Source organism: Streptomyces sp. NBC_01006, from assembly GCF_045162725.1.
Lineage (GTDB): Bacteria > Actinomycetota > Actinomycetes > Streptomycetales > Streptomycetaceae > Streptomyces.
Genome location: NZ_CP108701.1, coordinates 138,135 through 156,320, shown reverse-complemented (window position 1 = coordinate 156,320; position 18,186 = coordinate 138,135). Strand labels below are relative to the sequence as shown.

17 protein-coding genes are annotated in these 18,186 nt (G+C 74.1%); 8 read left to right on the top strand and 9 right to left on the bottom strand.

What is annotated here, in order from left to right; all coding sequences use genetic code 11:
- Positions 1-36: 36 nt before the first annotated feature.
- On the bottom strand, positions 37-1,041 hold the full coding sequence (locus OG509_RS40555) for a helix-turn-helix transcriptional regulator (RefSeq protein ID WP_331741920.1): 1,005 nt from the start codon (positions 1,039-1,041) through the stop codon (positions 37-39).
- A 315-nt stretch (positions 1,042-1,356) separates the two neighbouring features.
- Here OG509_RS40555 and OG509_RS40550 point away from each other — a divergent pair, with 315 nt between their 5' ends.
- Both OG509_RS40550 and OG509_RS40545 read left to right on the top strand, forming a co-directional pair.
- Positions 1,357-1,572 (top strand): hypothetical protein, encoded by a 216-nt coding sequence (locus OG509_RS40550; RefSeq protein WP_331741917.1) that lies wholly within the window; start codon positions 1,357-1,359, stop codon positions 1,570-1,572.
- Positions 1,573-1,617: 45 nt separating this feature from the next.
- Positions 1,618-2,538, top strand: coding sequence for a LysR family transcriptional regulator (locus tag OG509_RS40545; RefSeq protein ID WP_331741914.1), 921 nt, complete (start codon positions 1,618-1,620; stop codon positions 2,536-2,538).
- 6 nt (positions 2,539-2,544) lie between these two features.
- On the opposite strand, the gene OG509_RS40540 is transcribed toward OG509_RS40545, so the two are convergent.
- Genes OG509_RS40540 through OG509_RS40515 form a run of 6 tightly spaced genes read right to left on the bottom strand, consistent with a single transcriptional unit; the run spans position 2,545 to position 8,529 of the window.
- On the bottom strand, positions 2,545-3,576 hold the full coding sequence (locus OG509_RS40540) for an oxygenase (RefSeq protein ID WP_406187933.1): 1,032 nt from the start codon (positions 3,574-3,576) through the stop codon (positions 2,545-2,547).
- An 11-nt stretch (positions 3,577-3,587) separates the two neighbouring features.
- Complete coding sequence (locus OG509_RS40535; protein WP_331741911.1) at positions 3,588-4,691, bottom strand: aspartate kinase; 1,104 nt, start codon at positions 4,689-4,691, stop codon at positions 3,588-3,590.
- A complete protein-coding gene (locus OG509_RS40530; protein ID WP_331741908.1) occupies positions 4,688-5,728 on the bottom strand; it encodes an aspartate-semialdehyde dehydrogenase in 1,041 nt (346 codons plus the stop codon). The genes OG509_RS40535 and OG509_RS40530 overlap by 4 nt, the downstream gene beginning before the upstream one ends.
- A gap of 22 nt (positions 5,729-5,750) precedes the next feature.
- Entirely contained in the window at positions 5,751-6,746 is a 996-nt protein-coding gene (locus tag OG509_RS40525) for a transporter substrate-binding domain-containing protein (protein ID WP_331741905.1), read from the bottom strand.
- Positions 6,743-8,080 carry a methylaspartate mutase gene (locus OG509_RS40520; protein WP_331741902.1) on the bottom strand — a complete coding sequence of 446 codons (1,338 nt, stop codon included), beginning with the start codon at positions 8,078-8,080 and terminating at the stop codon, positions 6,743-6,745. Before OG509_RS40520 ends, OG509_RS40525 begins: the two co-directional genes overlap by 4 nt.
- Positions 8,077-8,529 carry a cobalamin-dependent protein gene (locus OG509_RS40515; protein WP_331741899.1) on the bottom strand — a complete coding sequence of 151 codons (453 nt, stop codon included), beginning with the start codon at positions 8,527-8,529 and terminating at the stop codon, positions 8,077-8,079. Before OG509_RS40515 ends, OG509_RS40520 begins: the two co-directional genes overlap by 4 nt.
- A 310-nt stretch (positions 8,530-8,839) precedes the next feature.
- Here OG509_RS40515 and OG509_RS40510 point away from each other — a divergent pair, with 310 nt between their 5' ends.
- The 6 genes from OG509_RS40510 (at position 8,840) to OG509_RS40485 (ending at position 16,004) form a co-directional block, all read left to right on the top strand.
- Positions 8,840-10,027 carry a hypothetical protein gene (locus OG509_RS40510; RefSeq protein ID WP_331741896.1) on the top strand — a complete coding sequence of 396 codons (1,188 nt, stop codon included), beginning with the start codon at positions 8,840-8,842 and terminating at the stop codon, positions 10,025-10,027.
- Positions 10,028-10,233: 206 nt separating this feature from the next.
- On the top strand, positions 10,234-12,297 hold the full coding sequence (locus OG509_RS40505; RefSeq protein WP_331741893.1) for a phenylacetate--CoA ligase family protein: 2,064 nt from the start codon (positions 10,234-10,236) through the stop codon (positions 12,295-12,297).
- Positions 12,297-13,565 carry an MFS transporter gene (locus tag OG509_RS40500; RefSeq protein WP_331741890.1) on the top strand — a complete coding sequence of 423 codons (1,269 nt, stop codon included), beginning with the start codon at positions 12,297-12,299 and terminating at the stop codon, positions 13,563-13,565. Before OG509_RS40505 ends, OG509_RS40500 begins: the two co-directional genes overlap by 1 nt.
- Positions 13,566-13,646: 81 nt before the next feature.
- On the top strand, positions 13,647-14,165 hold the full coding sequence (locus tag OG509_RS40495) for a hypothetical protein (RefSeq protein WP_331741887.1): 519 nt from the start codon (positions 13,647-13,649) through the stop codon (positions 14,163-14,165).
- Positions 14,166-14,496: 331 nt separating this feature from the next.
- Positions 14,497-15,168, top strand: a complete 672-nt coding sequence (locus tag OG509_RS40490; protein ID WP_331741879.1) for a DUF4097 family beta strand repeat-containing protein — start codon at positions 14,497-14,499, stop codon at positions 15,166-15,168.
- 32 nt (positions 15,169-15,200) lie between these two features.
- The gene (locus tag OG509_RS40485) at positions 15,201-16,004 is read left to right on the top strand and encodes an alpha/beta hydrolase (RefSeq protein WP_331741884.1); all 804 of its coding nucleotides are present in this window, start codon (positions 15,201-15,203) and stop codon (positions 16,002-16,004) included.
- A 27-nt stretch (positions 16,005-16,031) separates the two neighbouring features.
- Here OG509_RS40485 and OG509_RS40480 read toward each other — a convergent pair whose 3' ends face one another.
- Positions 16,032-17,192 carry a DUF4157 domain-containing protein gene (locus OG509_RS40480; protein ID WP_406187891.1) on the bottom strand — a complete coding sequence of 387 codons (1,161 nt, stop codon included), beginning with the start codon at positions 17,190-17,192 and terminating at the stop codon, positions 16,032-16,034.
- A gap of 118 nt (positions 17,193-17,310) precedes the next feature.
- The gene (locus OG509_RS40475) at positions 17,311-18,036 is read right to left on the bottom strand and encodes a helix-turn-helix domain-containing protein (RefSeq protein WP_331741882.1); all 726 of its coding nucleotides are present in this window, start codon (positions 18,034-18,036) and stop codon (positions 17,311-17,313) included.
- Positions 18,037-18,186: the final 150 nt, after the last annotated feature.

Genomic DNA, 18,186 nt, shown 5'->3' with positions numbered 1-18,186 from the left:
CCGGTACCGGCCAGGGGGCTCCAACTCCCCTTCGGGCTACGGCTCGTACGGGAGCCAGCCGCAGCGGACCGCGCGGACGCCGGCCTCGAACCGGCTCCGCGCTCCGAGCCGCTCCATCAGGACCGTCGCGATCCGGCGGGCGGTACGGTGCGAGACCCCCAGCCGCTTGGCGATCCCCTCGTCCGTGTGCCCCTCGGCCAGCAGCCGCAGCACGGCGGCCTCCTGCCGGCTCAGGTCCTCGTCGCTCCCGCGGGGCGAGGTGGCCTCGCCGAACGGCTGCGCCTGGTCCCACACGCTCTCGAAGAGAGTGCACAGCGCGGTCAGCGTCCCCTGGCCGGTCAGCACCACCGCCCCCGCCAGGCTGTCCTCGCTGTCGAGGGGGATGATCGCGGTCTTGCGGTCCAGGATCGTCATCCGGGTCGGGAGGACGGCCACCGTGCGCACCTGGCCGCCCTGGCCGGTCAGCCAGTTCACGTGCTCCACCGTCGGCGGGCTGTTGCGGACCGCGTCGACGTAGATCGTGCGCATCACCACCCCGCGCTTGAGCAGGCGCTCGTTCAAGGGCCGGGCGGCGGCCATGTTCTCCTCGCTCTGCCCGCCGTCGGGCACGAAGGCCATCACCTCCTGTTCCACCTCGTTGGTGAACCGGGCCAGCCGGGCCCGTATCTGCTCCACCCCGTTGAGGTGCTCGACTCCCGTGTGCGCGGCGGCCGGCTGCAGACCGGCGTACTCCGAGATGAGCTGGGAGGCGGCCGCCCGCGAGGCGGCGATGCGCTGCCGGTGCGCCGCGAACTCCGCCTGCTGGCGGGCCAGCAGGTGTTCCAGCCCCAGCTCGGGGCTGACCGCGCGCGGATGGTCCGGGAAGTCGGCCCGGTCGTGGACCACCAGGCACAGCTCGGCCAGCCGCCCCCAGGCGCGGCGGATGTCCTCTTCGGTCCAGCCCAACCGTTTCGCCAACGCGGTCGCGTCGTCCCCCGGATGGGCGAGCATGGTGCGGTAGACGGATTCTGTGGGCCCGTCCAACCCCAATGACTCAAGCACTGGATCCCCCTGCTGAACAGAGCGGTGGGCTGGTCGCTCCGCCCCGATCATGCCAAACGGCAAGCTGCCGATCGAGGGGATGAAACCACCCGGCGCGGCCCCGCGCCACCGGGATCCCGCCAGTGGACTGAAGGGGCCAGGGCCCAATCAGGCCACCCGGTTTCCCTTCACCTGCACCCACCGCTCGAAGGATGCTTGAGGCACGGCGGAAAACAGCCGCCGCACAACTCGGCACAAGCCCCCCGAACCACGTCAACCGCGGGACGTGAAAGGGGAGTTCGAGAACCTCACCCCGACTCCTGGATGGGACCGCTCATGCTCCGCGCCCGCTTCGCCCCGATCGCCGCCAAGACCGCCGCCCTCGCCCTCGCCGCCCTGTTCGTCCTGCCGGCCGGCGGCGCCGCGACCGCCACGGTCCTGGCCGACGGGCCCATCGCGCCGGCCGCCACCCAGCCGGCCCCCGGCACGGGCACCGGCGGCACCGGCACCGGCACCGGCACGGGCACGGGCGACGACATGGGCTGGGGCTGACCGGACCGCACACCGGGGACCGGCCTCGAACCCGCGGGAGACCACGTGGACATCCGACAGCTGACGACTTTCCACCGGGTGGCGACACTGCTCAGCTTCACGCGGGCGGCCACCGAGCTCAAGTACGCCCAGTCCAGCGTCACCGCGCAGATCAAGGGATTGGAGATCTCCCTGGGCGTCGAGCTCTTCGAACGCCTCCGGGGCAAGATCCAGCTCACCCCGGCCGGTGAGCGCCTGATGCCGTACGCGGAGCAGATCCTCTCCCTCGCCGACGAGGCGCGGGGGGTGACGGCCGGCCTGGGAGACCCCTCCGGGGTCCTGACCATCGGCACCATGGAGAGCCTGATCTCCTACCGGATGCCCCCCGTCCTGGAGTACTTCCACCACCGCTACCCGCTGCTCCAGCTGGTGCTCCGCCCCAGCCTGTGCGCCGAGACCTGCCACTCGCTGCGCCAGGGCTCCTTCGACCTGGGCTTCCTGATGGAGGCCGAGACGGAGCACTCCGGGGTGCAGACCGCCGTACTGGGCTCCGAGCCGCTGGCCGTGGTGGCCGCTCCCGACCACCCCCTGGCGCTGGCCCGCGGCCTGAAGACGCAGGACCTGCGCACGGCCGCCGTCCTCGCCCCCGAGGCCGGCTGCGCCTACCGCGAGCTGTTCGAGGCCGAGCTGAACGACGGCTCGGGGGAGCCGGTCTCCTTCCTGGAGTTCGGCAACATCGAGTCCATCAAGCGGGGCGTGGCCGCGGGCCTCGGCATCAGCCTGCTGCCGACGATGACGGTGGCCGAGGCGGTGGAGAGCGGCCAGCTCGCCGTCCTCGACTGGGAGCCGCCCTTCGAGGTGTTCACCCAGCTCGCCTGGCGGCGCGGCAAGCAGCTGTCGCGGGAGATGCGCCTGTTCGTCGAGCAGACGGTCGCCTTCATGTCCGAGTACTACCGGCCGGCGGCCGCGGCCGCGGCGGCCGCCTGAGGGGGCTCACAGGTGGACGCGGCGGGCGGTCGGCGAGGCGCGGTGGCGGATGGTCCACAGGCTGCGCCGTACGTAGGTGCGCTGGACCCAGCGGTCCAGCCCGTCGTAGCGGGGGGTGAACACCGAACGGGCGTGCACGCCCTTGCGGTTGTTGACCAGCAGGGCCTGGCCGGGCCGCAGCCGCACGGGCTGCGCCACCGAGCGGCAGACCTCCTGGAGCCGCAGCAGCGCCGTGCCCGCCGCGGTGGTCATCGGGCGCACCCCGTTGGCCGCCACGGTGATCTCCGGGAAGGCCGCCGCGCCGCCGATGAGGGGCACCGGGTCGGAGAGCACCTCGCGGCCGCCCGCGTGGGCCCGGGTGTAGCCGCCGGGGGCGTTCAGCCGGAACAGCGGGCTGCGCAGCGTCGTCAGCACGTCGTCGCCCAGGGAGGCCGCGATGTCGCGGGCGTCCGCGTAGTACGTCACGGCCTCGCCGTCGTGGTCCGCGCGCAGGCAGTTCAGCACCAGGAAGTCGGGGTTGGCCAGGTCGTAGCGGCCCGCCGGGTCGTGGACGATGTCGCTGTGGAAGTTCAGGAAGGCCCGCGAACCCTGGTTGGTCTGGGTGTGCTCGCCGCCCGGGACGGGCACCACGTCGTGGACGATCCGGCCGTCCTTCTCGGTGAGCATCCCCACCGGCTCGCCCAGCAGTCCGCTCAGCCCCAGCAGCACCCCCTCGGCGACGAAGGTCCCCTTCGCCGGGCTCGGACCGCCGTCGAGCGGGGTGGGCGGCAGCAGGGCGTCCTGCGGCAGGTTCCCGACCAGCGCGACCCCCGGCGTGTCGGGGTGCCGGCCGAAGTCCAGGAGCCGGCGCAGCAGTTCGGTCGGCAGCTGGGCGAAGACCTGGTGGCAGCGGGCCGTGGCCCAGTCGAGGTCCGCGGCCGGGTCGGCCAGCCGGGCCAGGTCCCGGCCCACCGCCTCGCGCACGGAGTCGGGCAGGTCCCAGACGGCGAGCGCGGAGCCGCTGTCCGGCCGTACGCCCAGGATGTCGGCGACGGTCATGGTCATGTGCATCACACTCCTGCGAGTCTCAGGGGCCGGGCGCGGGAGGCCGGGCCGTTCTCGAACGTGCCGTGCAGCCGCCGCGCGAGGGCCACGGCCCCCTCCGCGTCGGCCGCCAGGTGCGTGGTCGCCACCGGGCCGCGCAGCACCGTCACCGGTACGCCCGCGCCCGACCCGGGGGAAAGGCCCCGGCGGCGGTGGAACTCCGGGAGGTCCAGGAACCCGCCGACGGCCACGACCAGCGGGCCCTCGGCCAGCCGCACGGCGTCCGCGTTCGCCGCGCGCAGCGCCGCGTACGCCCGGTCGGCGGCGGCCTCGCTGCCGTACCGCAGGGCGGCGGAGCGCCGGTTGAGGACGACGGCGGACACCGGTTCGCCCGCCGCGCCCACCCGGGTACCGTGCGCGAACGGCGGCCGTCCGTGCCGCAGTACGAGCTCCACGCCGCACTTGCGGGCCATCTCGACGGCCCGCCGGTGGATCACCTTCGCGCCGTGCAGCGACAGCAGCGAGGCCGTGTCGTACGAGACCAGCGGCAGCAGCCGCGCCCCCGGCACCAGGTGCGGGTCCGCGCTGTAGATGCCGTCCACGTCCGAGTGGATCTCGCACGTGCGCGCGCCGACGGCCGCGGCCACCGCCACCGCCGACAGGTCCGAGCTGTTCTTGCCGAGCCAGGTCGGCCGGCCCCGCGCGTCCACGGCCTGCCCGCCCGGTACGACCACCACCTCGTGGCCGGCCAGGGCCGCGGTCAGCGCCCCCGGGTCCGTGTGGACGAGCCGGGCCCGCGCGAACAACGAGTCCGAGACCAGGCCCAGCTGCTGCCCGGCCAGCACCGCCGAACCGATGCCCGCCCGGTGCAGGGCCGCGGCCAGCAGCTGGGCGCCCGCCGTGTCGGCCAGCGTCAGCAGCCCGGCCAGGGTCTCGTCCTCGGGATGCGGATCGATGCCCAGCAGCCGCTCCCGCAGGGCCTCCGTCTCGCCCGGCCCCGCGCTCACCACCACGGCCAGCGGGCCGCGCTCCTCCCGCAGCCGGCGGCCGACCGCGTCCGCGACGCGCTCGTACCCGTCCGGCCCGGCGAAACTCGACCCGCCGAACTTCAGGACCCGCGCCCCGCTCACAGCGTGCCCCGGGCCAGGAGTTGCTCCGCGATCTGCACCGCGTTCAGCGCCGCGCCCACCCGCAGGTTGTCGGCGACCAGCCACAGCCAGAACCCCCGCGGGTCGTTCGGCGAGACGCGGATCCGGCCCACGTGCACCCGGTCCGGGTCCTCCAGGGCGGCCGGCACCGGAGGCAGGGCCTGCGGTCCGTCGTACACGCTCACCTCGGGCAGCGCGCCGAGCAGCGCGACGAGTTCACCGCGCTCGACCTCACCGGCGCACTCCACCCACACCGACTCCGAGTGCCCGTTGACCACCGGCACCCGTACGCAGGTCGCGGTCACGTCCAGCCCCGGCTGGCCCAGGATCCGCCGCGACTCGTGCAGCAGCTTCTCCTCCTCGCGGGTGAAGCCGCTCTCCAGCACCTCGTCGATCTGCGGCAGCACGTTGAACGCCAGCGAGGGGGTGAACCGCTTCGACAGCGGTTCGGCGCCCGGGTCCTGGAGCGCCAGCGCGCTCGCCTCCTGGAGCTCCTCGATCCCCGAGTGCCCCAGCCCCGACGCCGCCTGGTACGTGCTCACCACGACCCGGCGCAGCCCCCAGCGCCGGCCGACCGCGTCCAGCAGCCGCACCAGCGGGATGGTCGAGCAGTTCGGGTTGGCGACCGTACCGCCGTCCGGCCGCCGGTCCAGCTCCGCCCCGTTGACCTGCGGGACCACCAGCGGGGTCGCCGGGTCCATGCGGAAGGCGCGGGTGTTGTCGATGACGAGGGCGCCAGCGGCCGTGGCGCGCGGCACCCACCGCTCGCTGACCGCCGTACCGGCCGAGAAGAAGGCCAGGTCCACCGAGCCGAAGTCGAACTCCTCCAGGTCCCGCACGGTGTAGTAGCGGCCCGCGACGCACACCTCCCGGCCGGCGGAGCGCGGCGAGGCCACCAGGTACAGCTCGCGGTAGGGCAGCCCCCGCTCCTCGAACAGCTCGACGAGGGTGCCGCCGACCGCGCCGGTCGCCCCGATGATGGCGATGCGGGGCGCTGAGGGGTCGCTGACGAGGGTCACACGAATCTCCGATCTCGATCGTTCAGTACAGGGGAACCGGGTAGTGCAGACCACCACCGGTCCACAGCTCGTTGAGGCCGCGCGGCACGTCCAGCCCGGAGGCCGGGCCGAGCGCGCGCTCGTACACGTCCGCGTAGGTGCCGACGGCGGCCAGGACGCGGGCGGCCCACCGCGGGTCCAGCCCGGCGGCCGGCCCGTGCCGGCCCGCCGCCCCGGCCACCCGCTCCAGGGCCGCGGCGCGGTTCCCGTCCCCGGGCCCGGCCCGCGCCACCTCGTGCTCGGCGGCGAGCAGCAGGTTCACCACCCACCGGCACAGCCGCAGCCAGCCCGGGTCGTCCTCGCGGACCGCGGCGGCCATCGGCTCGCGTGAGATCGTCTCCGCGAGGACCGTGTGCTCCGCGGGTACGGGAAGCAGCGCCCGCTGCCCGGCCAGTGCCACCCGGTCCAGCACCAGCGCGGCGCACCCGCCGTCGGCGTAGCCGGCCAGCGCGGCCGCGGGCGTCGGGTACTCCCGTACGCGGACCGCGAGGCCCCTCGGGCCGTACCAGGCGGCCAGGTTGGCGGCGCTCGTGGTGCCCGCCTGCACCGCGAGCTCGCGGCCCGCCAGAGCGGCCGGGCCGCTGACCCCGTCCGCCGCGCGGACCAGGAAGCCTTCGCCGTCGTAGCAGGTCACCGCGGCGAACAGGACGGGCCAGGCCGCCTCGCGGCCCATCGTCCAGGTGGCGTTGGCCACCGTCAGCTCCGCGCCGCCCGCCGCCAGTACGGCGAGCCGGTCCGCCGGATCGGCGGGCACCCACTCCACCGCGTCGGCGTCGCCCAGCGCGGCCGCGGCCACCGCCCGGGCCACGTCCGTGTCCAGGCCCGACCACACGCCCCGCGCCGAGCGCGCCGACAGCCCCGGCACGCCGCGGCTGACCACCGCGCGCAGCGCCCCGTACGAGCGCACGGCGGCCAGCGTCGGCCCGGCGCCCGCCCCGGAGTCCGCCCGGCCCTTCGCGCCCGCCCGGTCGGCGCTCATGCCGCCGCTCCGTCGCCGAGCCGGCGGCCCAGCACGTCCTCCGCGTCGAAGCGGCGCTCGTTGAAGCCGAGCATGTCCAGCAGCTGCCGGGAGCCGACCGCCGCGTCCGCGGCCGCGGCTGCGCCGCGCCGGGCCCGCCGGGGGAGCGGGACGCGCCCCGGGTCCGCCCAGCGCAGCGCCCCCCAGGGGTCCACCACGGCCCGCGCCCGGTTCGCGTTGTCCGGGTGCAGGCAGTACGGCACGTCCAGCAGCCCCGTCGCGAACGACCGCAGCAGGGCTTCGCCCACCGTCGGCGCCTGCTCCAGCACGCAGTCCACGAGCAGCGCGGCCTCCTCGTACACGCCGAAGAGGCCCGGAACGGCCACCGGCCGCGTACGCGTACGGCCCCGCTCGTCGGCGGCCACGGCCGCGGCGAACTCCAGCGCGGCCACGTTCTCGTCCAGGGTCGGGATCCGGTGCGCCTCCGCGGGCGTCTTGACCACCAGCCGGGCGGCCCCGCCGCGTACCGCGAGGCGCGCGCTCTCCTCCAGGAGCCGGAAGGCGCCCGCCGCCGAGCGCGGGAAGACCCCCATGAACGTGTACAGCACCACGTGCCAGTCAGGGCCGACCGTGCCGTCCGGGCCGCCGTCCAGCCGCTCCGCGGCGAGCCGGTGCAGCGCGGCGAGCGCCTCCAGGTCCTGCCCGGGGTGCGTCTGCTGGGCGTAGCTGAGGGAGAGGGAGCGCACCCCGTGCTCGCGGAAGAACAGCGCCTCCAGCACGCTGAGCGCCACCAGCACCGAGGGCGGGCACAGCTGGCCCAGCATGCCGCCGCCGAAGGTCTCCAGGTGCATCGGCTCCTCGCGCGCCGCGATCAGCTCGCAGCAGTGCGCCCAGGCGCGCACCGAGTCCCGCAGCGGTACCCGGCCGTAGGGCAGGCAGTACGAGACCGGGCCGCCCTCGGTGGCGTCCGCACCGGCCGCGCAGGCCGTCGCCACCAGGCGCCCGGCCAGCGCCGAGCCGTGCCGCACCTGGACCGGGAAGCTCGCCGAAGCCAGCCCCTTCAGTACCTCACGCGTACCTTCCGCCCCGTGGGCCACGAGGGGGAAGCCGTTCAACTCCGCCCCGTAGCGCAGCGCCTCCAGTGCCCGCGCGTACTCCCCGACCCGGGTGTAGCTGTCCACGGTGACGGTGCCCGCCGTGGGCGCCGCGACGTCACGCACCGCACGCAGCCCCTCCCGCATCCGGCGCGCGCCGGCGAAGCCCATCCGCGGCTGCACGACCAGCGACCCGGACTCCCGGGCCCGTCGCACGTGCGCCGCGAACCGGCCCGTGCCGGCGGCGGCGGGCCCGGTCATGCGACCGGCTCCGCGGGCGCGCGCCGACGGGGGCGCAGCTCCCTGAGGAAGTCCGCGAACTCCTCCAGCCCGTGCTCGGAGGCGAAGACAGCGTCGTAGCCCGCCGCCACCAGCGCGTCCACGTGGCCGTCGGCCGCGCCGTCCACGCCGAGCTTGCCGCCGATCACCGCGCGCAGCTCCGTCAGGTCCGGGTGCGCCCGCAGGGTCCGTACGAGCCGGGCGCCGTCCATGTGGCCGTGCCCGTTGACGGTGCTGACCACCAGGGCGTCCGGGCGCTCGCGCAGGCAGGCCTCGACGACCTCGTCGTCGGGCGGGCAGGCGCCGAGGTTGACCACCTCGTGGCCGCGCTCCTCCAGCATCAGCTGGAGGAACACCAGGTTCCAGGTGTGGGCGTCGGACGAGACCCCGGAGACGACGAACTTCCCCGAGCGGCTGCGGTACTTCGGCATGGGACACCCCCGGGTGGCGGATCGGCGCAGGCGGTACACCGATCCTCGTGGCGCTGCCCGCGCCGATTCAACGCGTCGCCGATGGAGAACCGCTATCGCCGCCATCGAAGAATTCGATGTCCGAGGTCAGGGGCGGGGTCCGGACGGGGCCGGGGCCGCGGGGGCGGGCGATCGAAAAGGGCGATCGGAAAGGCCGATCGCCCGCATCGCCATTCCCGCACGTGCCGCGTTGACCCCGCCCCGGCGGCTGAACAAGGGTTTTTCCCGCCGCCCCCGCGCCGCGGACGGCAGTCCCCTTGGAGCGTCAGGCATGAAGATCCTCGTCCTTCACCAGCTGCCGTACCGCAAGGCCGGCTACGACCGGGCCCTCGACCACCGGCGCCACGACGTGACCTACGCGGGACACGCCGACCGGCTGGCCGATCTGCCCGCCGACCTGCCCGCCCGGCGGCTGCCCGTCCCGGCCGACGAGGACTTCGCCGCGGGCGTCATCGCCCGCACCTCACCCGCCGACGGCTACGAAGCGGTGCTGTCCCTCTCCGAGTTCGGCGTCCTCGCCGTCTGCCGGGTCCGCGGCCACCTCGGACTGCCCGGACCCACCCCCGAGCAGGCCGAACTGGCCCACGACAAGGTCCGCATGAAGCAGGCGCTCGCCGGCTCCGGGATCCGCACCCCCCGCTTCGCGGCCGCGCCCGCGCGCGATGCCCTGCTGCCCTGGTCCGGGGCCACCGTCCTCAAGCCGCGCCGCGGCACGTGCAGCGAGGGCGTCCGCGTCTTCCCCGGCGCCCGCCGCGCCCTGGCCGCGCACCGCGCGCTGGCCGAGCCGGCGGCGTACGAGCTGGAGGAGTACGTCGAGGGCGACATCCTGCACACCGACGGCCTCGTCCAGGACGGGGTCCTCGTCCACAGCGTCACCAGCCGGTACGTGGGCAAGCCCGCCGACTACGCCGCGGGCACCCCGCTCGGCTCCCACCAACTGCCCCCCGACGAGCGGTACGAGGACCTCGCCCGCCGCACCGTCGCCGCCCTCGGCATCGACTGCGGCACCGTCCACCTCGAATTCTTCGAGACCCCGCGGGGGGAGCTCGTCTTCCTGGAGGTGGCCAACCGGATGGGCGGAGCCGGGGTCGTCGACGCCCACCTGCGGCACACCGGCATCCACCTGCCCTCCTACGAGATCGCCCTGCGGCTGGGCCTGCCCCGGCCCGCCCCGGACACCCCCAGCGGGCGCTACCACGGCTGGCTCGTCGTCCCCGGACACCACCTGCCCGCCGACCGCCCGCACACCGTGGCCCTCCCCGCGCACCTGCTCGACCACCCCTGCGCCGACCGGATCCACACCCTCCCGCCCGGCACCCCGGCGGCCCGTCACATCACCTACCAGGAGTGGCTCGTACCGCTGGCCGTCGAGGCCTCCCACGCCGACCCGGACGTCCTGCGCGCCTACCTCCACTCCTGCGCCCAAGCCGCCGCAACCCCCTCCGAGGAGGCCGCATGACCGCCCCCGCCGCCCCTGCTCCTCCGGCCACGCCCGCGGTGCCCGCGGCACCCGCCACGCCCATGCCTCCCGGGGCACCTGTCGTGGCCGGGGCGCCTGCGGCGCTTGTGAAACCTGCCGTTGCGGTGGCGCCGGCCGCGCTCACCGCACCTGTGCCACCTGCGGCCGCGCCCGCAGTGGGCGCGTGCGCGGGCGGAGCCGGAGCCGTGCGGGCCGTGCGGTACTACCCGACCGACCTCCTGCTCGCGCTGGAGGAGGCCGACCGGCCCGGATCCGGGCTCGACGAACTGCTCGACGCGCACGGACTGACGGCCCTGCGCCCGCTCTTCGGGGCCGGCGAGGAGTTCGCCGACGGGCTCGACGAGCTCCTCGGCGGCCTCGCCCAGTACCCCTGGCAGCCCCTCACCGACACCAACGACGTCGACGAGCTGCGGCCCGTCGGCACGGTCGTCCTCGACGACCACCGCCCCGGCACCACCCTGCGCGGTCTCCTGCTCGCCTGGGCCACCGGCAACCACGTCACCGTGCGCACCGCGGACCCCGCCTTCTGGCGGGAGCTCACCGCCCTGCTCCACCGCCCCGGACTACCCCTGCCCACCGCCCGCACCGCCCCCGCGGCCGCGCCCGGCGCCACCGCCCGGGACGTCCCCGTCGCTCCGGCCGACGCCCCCGCCCGTGAGGCCTCCGCGGCCGTGGCCGGCACCACCGCCCGCACCACCCCCGCGGCCGCGCCCGGCACCCCGCTGCGCGTACCCGACCTGCTGCCCCTCGCCGCCCCCGCCGGGGCCCCGGCCCGGTACGACGCGCCCGGCTGGGACCCGGCCCTGTACGCCACCACCGACACCGCCGGCCCCGACCCGCTGGAGACGCGGTTCCCGGCCGGCCGGCCGCTGCCCGGGCAGGACGCGTTCACCGCCGGGGTGCTGCGCAGCGACTGCCGCGCCGCCTGGACCGCCGCCCTCAGCCGCCGCACCCGCCTGCACGGCACCACCCTCGCCGCCGCCCGCGCCGCCGAGGACCCCCGCCGCACCGGCCGCCTCGACGCCCGGCTGCGCCACACCGCCGCCCGCGCCCGCAGGTCCCCGTACTACCGCGACCTGCCGCCCGTACGCACCCTGGACGACCTGCCCGGCCTGCCCGTGCTCGACAAGGCCGCCCTCGCCGCGCACTCGCTGCCCGCCGGCCGCGGCTTCGCCAGCGGCGCCCGCCCCACCGGCGAGGTGCTGCGCAGCGGCTCCACCACCGGAACGCCGCGCTACATCGTCTACGCCCGCTCCGACTGGGACAACATGGTCCGCGAGGCCGTCCCGCTCTTCTACGCCATGGGGCTGGAGCCGGGCGACCGCCTGGTCAACACCCTCTTCGGCGGCGACCTCTACGGCGGACTGACCACGACCGTCACCGAGTTCAGCCGGATGCCGCTGGAATGCTGCACCACCGCGCAGGCCGCCACCCCCGAGTCCCTGCTGATGCTCGCCCGCAGCTTCGGCGCCAACGCCGTCATCGGCGTACCGACGCTCATCGTCCCGCTGCTGCGGGAGGCGTACCGGCAGGACCCGCTGCTGCGCATCGAGAAGGTCCTCTACCTCGGCACGGCCATGGGCCGCGCCGACCGCACCTGGCTGCGCGAGCACCTCGGCACCCGCATCGTCTCCAGCGTCCTCGCCGCCAACGACGGCGCCCAGCTCGGCTACCAGTGCGCCGCCCTCGACGGGATGCTCCACCACGTCAACGACGACTACAACTACCTGGAGGTCGTCGACGACCGGGGCCGGCCCCTGCCCGACGGCACCGCGGGGGAGCTGCTGACCACCACCTTCCAGAAGGGCGAGGGACCGCTGATCCGCTACCGCATCGGCGACCGCGGCCGCTTCGTGCACCACGACTGCCCCTGCGGGATCTCCGGCCGCACCCTCGAATACCACGGCCGCTCCGACGGCGTCGTCCGCCTCATGGGCGCCGCCCTGCTGCACGGCGAACTCCTCGACGCCGTATCCGGGTTCGGGGTCAGCGAACTCCAGGCCGAGATCACCTCGCAGGACGGCCGCGACACCCTCACCCTGCGCACCGAGTCCCCCCGCCCGCTGCGCCCCGAGGTCCTGCGCGCCCACCTGGCCGACCGCTTCCCGCTCCTCGCCGGCACCCGGATCTACGAGGACGGCGCCGGCCCGGCCGACTTCCGCGTCGAATGCCACGCCCCCGGCGCCCTCGACCGCCACCCGGTCAGCGGCAAGATCCGCCCCGTCGTGGACCGGCGGGTGGACGCCTGATGCCGGGCGACCGTACGCGCGTACGCACCCCCGCCCCCGACCGCACCGTCCCCACCCTGCTGTCCTCCATCGCCCTCCTGGGCATCGGCATGGGCGTCTACCTGCTCGCCCTCGGGCAGCTCCTGTACGAGCTCACCGGCAGCCCGCAGGCCTTCGCGCTCGCCCTCACCCTCCAGGGCGCCGCCGCCGTCTGCGTCCTGCCCTTCTCCGGGCCCCTCGTCGACGCCCTCGACTCGCGGCGCGTGCACACCGCGTGCAGCCTCGCCCGCGCCGTCACCGTCGCCGGGCTCGCCCTGGCCGGGCTGACCCGGCCGCCGGGCGCGGTGGCGCTGATCGCCGCCGGCGTCGTCCTGCTGGCCTTCGTGGACAACGTCCAGCGCGCAGCCCTGTTCAAGTACACCGCCTGGCACGTCGAGTCCGCCCGGCGGGCCCGGCTCAACGCCCTGATCAACGTGGCCGTCCAGGTGGGGGCGCTGACCGGCATGGCCCTGCTCGGCATGCTGCTCCTGTGGACCTCCCTGGCCGGCGCCCTGCTGGCGGACACCGCCGTCGCCCTGGCCGTCGCCGTCCTCGTACGCGGCCTGCCGGCGACGGCCCCCGAGCCGCGCGGCCCGGCCGCGGGGGTGCTGCGTACGGCGCTGCCGCTGGCCCTGCACGACTGGCGGGCCATGTTCCACCGCTACCGCGGCGACCTCGCCGTCCTCGGCGTGATCGTGCTGTGCGCCGCCGACTTCGTCTTCCAGTCCTGCGTGAGCACCCTGGTCGTCCCGCTGGTGGCGGAGCACTACGGCGGCCGGGGCCAGTACGTCTCCCTGCTGGAGGCGGTCTTCGCCCTCGGCATGATCGCCTCCTCCTTCTTCACCCGGCACACCCAGCGGGCCGCGCTGCTGCCGCTGTGGTGCGCCGTCCAGGCCGCGGCGGCCCTGGCGCTGGGCCTGTCCGCCGCGCCGGCCGTGCACCTGGCGGCCCTGCTCGCGGCCGGCTTCGCCAACCTCTCGGCCCTCACCTGGCTCCTGACGAGCCTCCAGAGCCGCGCGGGCGACGGGGAGAAGGCGAAGATGGCCAGCCTGCGCATGCTGTCGATCGGCCTGGCCACCACCGCGCTGATGCCCCTGATCGGCCACTTCGCCGGGGTCTCCCTCACCGCCGGCTTCGTGGCCACGGCCGCCGTCATGCTGGCCTTCACGGCTCTGGCGACCGCGACCACCGCCCCCCGCCACGCGCCGGGGAAAGCCGAAGCCCAAACCCCCGAACCGGCGACCCGCTGACTACGGGGACCGCAGCTGGTACCAAGTCCGAGAGCCCTGAACCGCCCCATCCATTCCCGAGACGGAAGGACACCCGTCCTCATGCGTACCAGCCTGCGCCGCACCGCCATCACCACCGGATCCATCGCCGCCGCGGTCGTCATCGCCCTGCCCACGAACGCCTTCGCCGTCTCCAAGCTGTCCCAGTCGGCCGCGGCCTCCCAGCTCGGCGCCGCCGGGGTCACCCACTCCTCCTCCGGCGGCTGCACCACCCGCTCGAACGCCACCTGCACCTCGTACGACCAGATCAACCAGGCCACGGTGGACGGACTGAAGACGCTCAAGAGCGCCAGCGGCTGCGCGATCAACGTCACCGGTGGCACCGAGGTCGGCCACGCCTCGGGCACCTACAGCCACTACAACGGCTACAAGGCCGACATCAACCCCAACACCTGCATCACGAACTACATCCACTCCAGCTTCACGAAGATCTCCACCCGCAGCGACGGCGCGGAGCGCTGGCGGTCCTCGGCGGGCAACGTCTACGCCCGCGAGAGCAACCACTTCGACATCACGTACTGCGGCGGCGTCGCGGCCTGCACCGACGCGGCCAGCGCCTGACCCTCCGCCACACCCCCACCCTGAGCGGGCCCGACGGACTCCGTCCCCCGCCCTCCTGCGGCCGGCCCCACCAGGGACCGGCCGCATCGGCATGCCCGCGGCCGGCGCGGCGCCGGCCCGGCCCGGCCGGGCTCGGCCATAGCGTTCACTCTCATCCAATGCAACGCCATGCATAGCTGACGTTGCATTACGTCCATATCCATTGCAATGAAATTGCCGCTCTGACCTGCATAGAGTGTATTTCTACGCAACGAACTCGTTGCGTGATTCCTAAACGCTACGTAGCTTTTCCCTCATCGGAAACAGCAAGCGAGCGCAACAGGAGACCGTCATGCAGAAGTTCGACACCACCGCCCCGATCGCCGTCGTCCTCGACGTCGCGGCGGGACGTGTCCAGGTGATCGCCGCCGACCGGGCCGACGCCGTGGTCGAGGTCCGGCCCGTCGATGCGTCGAAGGGGCGCGATGTGAAGGCGGCGGAGGAGACCACGGTCGCCTACGCCGACGGGGTGCTGCGGATCGAGACCCCGGTGGCGAAGCACCAGATGCTCGGTGCCTCGGGAGAGGTCGAGGTGACCGTCCAACTGCCCGCCGGCTCCAGCGTCGAGGCGAAGGCTGCGGCCGCCGAGTTCCGCGGGGTCGGACGGCTCGGTGACGTCGTCTTGGAGGGCGCGCAGGGCTTGGTCAGGCTCGACGAGACCGCAGGCGCCCGTCTCACCCTCCAGGCCGGCGACATCTCGGTCGGCCGCCTGGGCGGACCGGCGGAGATCAGCACCCAGAAGGGCGACCTCCGCATCAACGAGGCCGTACGCGGCACGGTCGTACTCAGCACCCAGTCGGGTGACATCTCGGTCGGCGCGGCCCGTGGAGTCTCCGCCTCCCTGGACGCCGGCACCGCCTACGGCCGGATCGCCAACGCGCTCAACAACACCGAGGGCCCCGCCGCCGCCCTGAACATCCGGGCGACCACCGCCTACGGCGACATCACCGCCCGCAGCCTCTGACCCGCAACAACCCCCAAAGGAGCACCCCCATCATGACCAACGCGACCTCGACATGGACCGGCATGGTGCCGGTCGACGACACGGCCCTGGCCGTCACCGACACCGGCGGTCCCGGCATCCCCGTGATCTACCTCAACGGCCAGTTCGCCACCCAGGGGTACTGGCGCCGGGTCATCGACGAACTGGGCACGGGCTGGCGGCACATCACCTACGACGAGCGGGCTCGCGGCAAGAAGTCGATGCGTTCCGCGGACTACTCCTTCGAGGCCGCCGTCCGGGACGTCGATGCCGTGCTCGCGGCCAGGGGCGTCGACCGGGCGCTGGTGGTGGGCTGGTCCTACGGGGCGGTCGTCGGGGCGCACTGGGCCGGCCGGAACCCGGACCGTGCCATCGGCGCGGTCCTGGTCGACGGCGCGGCCCCGTACGACTGGCTCGACGACGCCATGGAGCAGCGGATCCGCAAGCTCTTCCGGCGGATCGGCTGGCTCACACCGCTGCTGCGCCCGACGGGCCTGACCCCGCGGATGACCGCCGAGGAGCAGGCGGACAGCAACATCGAGCTCGGCAAGCTCTCCCGCGAGCGCGAACTGGGCCCCGTACTGGACGGCATCACCGTCCCGGTGCGGTACGTCCTCGCCTCGGGAACCTCCTTCGGGAGCAAGGGCGACGAGCAGGAGAAGATCCGCGCGGGCCTCGACCCGATATTCGAGCGAAACCCGAACATCCGGCTTGGCGCGAAGGTCGCCAGCAACCACGGCGCCATCCTGAAGAAGGACTTCCGGGCCATCGCCGAGTCCGTACGCGAGGTCGCCGCCCTCGAACGCGGCGGCCGCTGAAGCCGCCCGGCGGGCCCGTCGATCCCGTTACCTGTTCTCCGCGTCCCTGCGGAAGGCGTCCTGGAACTGGCGCATGAACGCGGTGGTGCCGCCGACGGTCTTCTGCAGCCCGACGCGGGTCTGTACGTCCACGCCGATCGCGATCTGCGTGCCCCTGGTGGGGTTCGCGTTGTGCTGAGCCGTCCAGTACGCGAGCTCGGTCGAGGCGATCGTCTTGTGTGCGTCTTCCGCGCGCGGGTCGTCGCTGCGGATCGCGTACAGCGCTGTCAGCTCGGCCTGCGTGAACACGGTGTGGATGTCCCGGGCTCCGTGTTCGCCCGCCACCGTCTTGATCCCGTCGATGGCGTCGGCGACGCGCGCGCCCACGGTGTCCTCGCCTTCGAGGCCGAGTGCCTTGAGCTCGTCCCGGATGTGCTTCGCGGCCGTCTGGCGCGGAGCACCGGGGGACACCTCGTCGCGGCGCAGTCCGAAGATGCTCGCCGCCGCGCTGAACTGCTTCTTGATCGTCTGCATCCGCTGTACCTGCGGCACACCGTCGGTACGAGCCTCGCCGGCCGCCCGCTGCACCGCGCGGCTCACCGGCACGCCCCCGGACAGCGCGCGGGTGGCGTTCGCCTCGGCCTCGCGCTCGAACCGGTCGGACGGATCGCTGACCCGCAGGCCGTTGCCGTGGTCCGTACCGGCCACCGGCCCCTTGCGCTGCTGGATGACGTGGGTCAGTTCGTGGGCGAGCGTGTGCTTGTCCGCGCCGCCGTCCCCGATGACCACGTGGCTGCCCGAGGTGTACGCGCGGGCGCCCAGATCGGCCGCCGAGGCCCTCGCGGCTCCGCCGGTGTGGATGCGTACGTCGGAGAAGTCGGCGCCGAGCCGCGCCTCCATGTCCGTACGGGTGGCGTCGTCCAGAGGGCGGCCGCCCTCGCGCAGGACGTTGTGGACGGCGGAGCGCTGGACCTGGGGCTGCTCCGTCCCGTGGCCGCAGCCGGCGCCGTGCCGGTGCTGTTCCTGCTCCCCCGAGTGTCCGGCCCGGCGCAGGAATTGGACGACGGCGGCGTTTCCCGCGGTGCCCTGCAGCCCGTGCAGCGAGTGGAGGGGACTCCCGCCGCCGGCCGGGGCTGGGCCCCGGCTCTGGGTACGGCCGCCTTGCCTGGTGCCGGCGTTCTTGTCTCGGTCTCGGTCGGGAGCGTGCATGCGACCCACCCTGTACGAGGCCTGCCGCAGGGGGCCAGGTACGCAAGGGCAGATCGAGATGTCCGAACGGGAACGTGAAGGTGAAAGCCTCCGCAAGCCCTGCGCAAGGAGCGGATGGCTACGGCTGAGTCGTTTCGGGCTTGGTGTGGAGGATCTCGCGGGCCTGGTCCGCGGCGCGGGCGATGCCCTCGGAGACGAAGTCGATGAAGCGGGCGATGTTCTCCAGGCGGGCGGCGGCCGGGGAGTCGGGGCCGAGGACGCTCACGCCCTGCCGGGCGACCTCGCCGAGGTGGGCGGTGGCGCGGGCGCTGGCCATCGTCGACTGGTACATGACGTCGTCGTCGACGACGTAGCGCTCGCGGCGGCGTTCGTCGCGCTCCCGGCGGATGAGGCCCTGGCCTTCGAGGAACGTGATCGCCTTGGAGACGGACGCCGGGCTGACCTGGAGGCTCGCGGCGAGTTCGGAGGCGGTGAGGCTGCCGGCGTCGGTGGTGTAGAGGGCGGCCAGCACCCGGGCCGTCATCTTGGGCAGGCCCGATTGCATGAACACGGTGGCGAACACCTCCTCGTACTCGCGCACCGCCTCGACATCGCGACCGTGGGCGTGCGCCGTCGTCTCCGACCCCCGGGGCGCGGCCTTTCTGCGTCGGTGGGTGCGGCGTTCGGTGGCGCGGTGGGCCAAGTCGGCGCGATAGGCGGTGGGTCCGCCGTTGCGCATGACCTCGCGGGTGACCGTCGAGGTGGGACGGTCGAGGCGTCTGGCGATCTCCGCGTAGGCGAGCCCGTCGGCCACCCCCAGCGCGATCTGCTGGCGTTCCTGCTGGGTGAGCCTGCCTCCCGGCATCGCGATCTCCTTCCATTGGTCCCTGATGGCTCCAGCATAGCGTTCACTTTCCATCCAATGCAACGCGCCAAGGAGCTGACGTTGCGTTAAAATTAGATCCGTTGCAACGATATTGATGCTCTGATCTGCATGGATTGTATTTCTACGCAA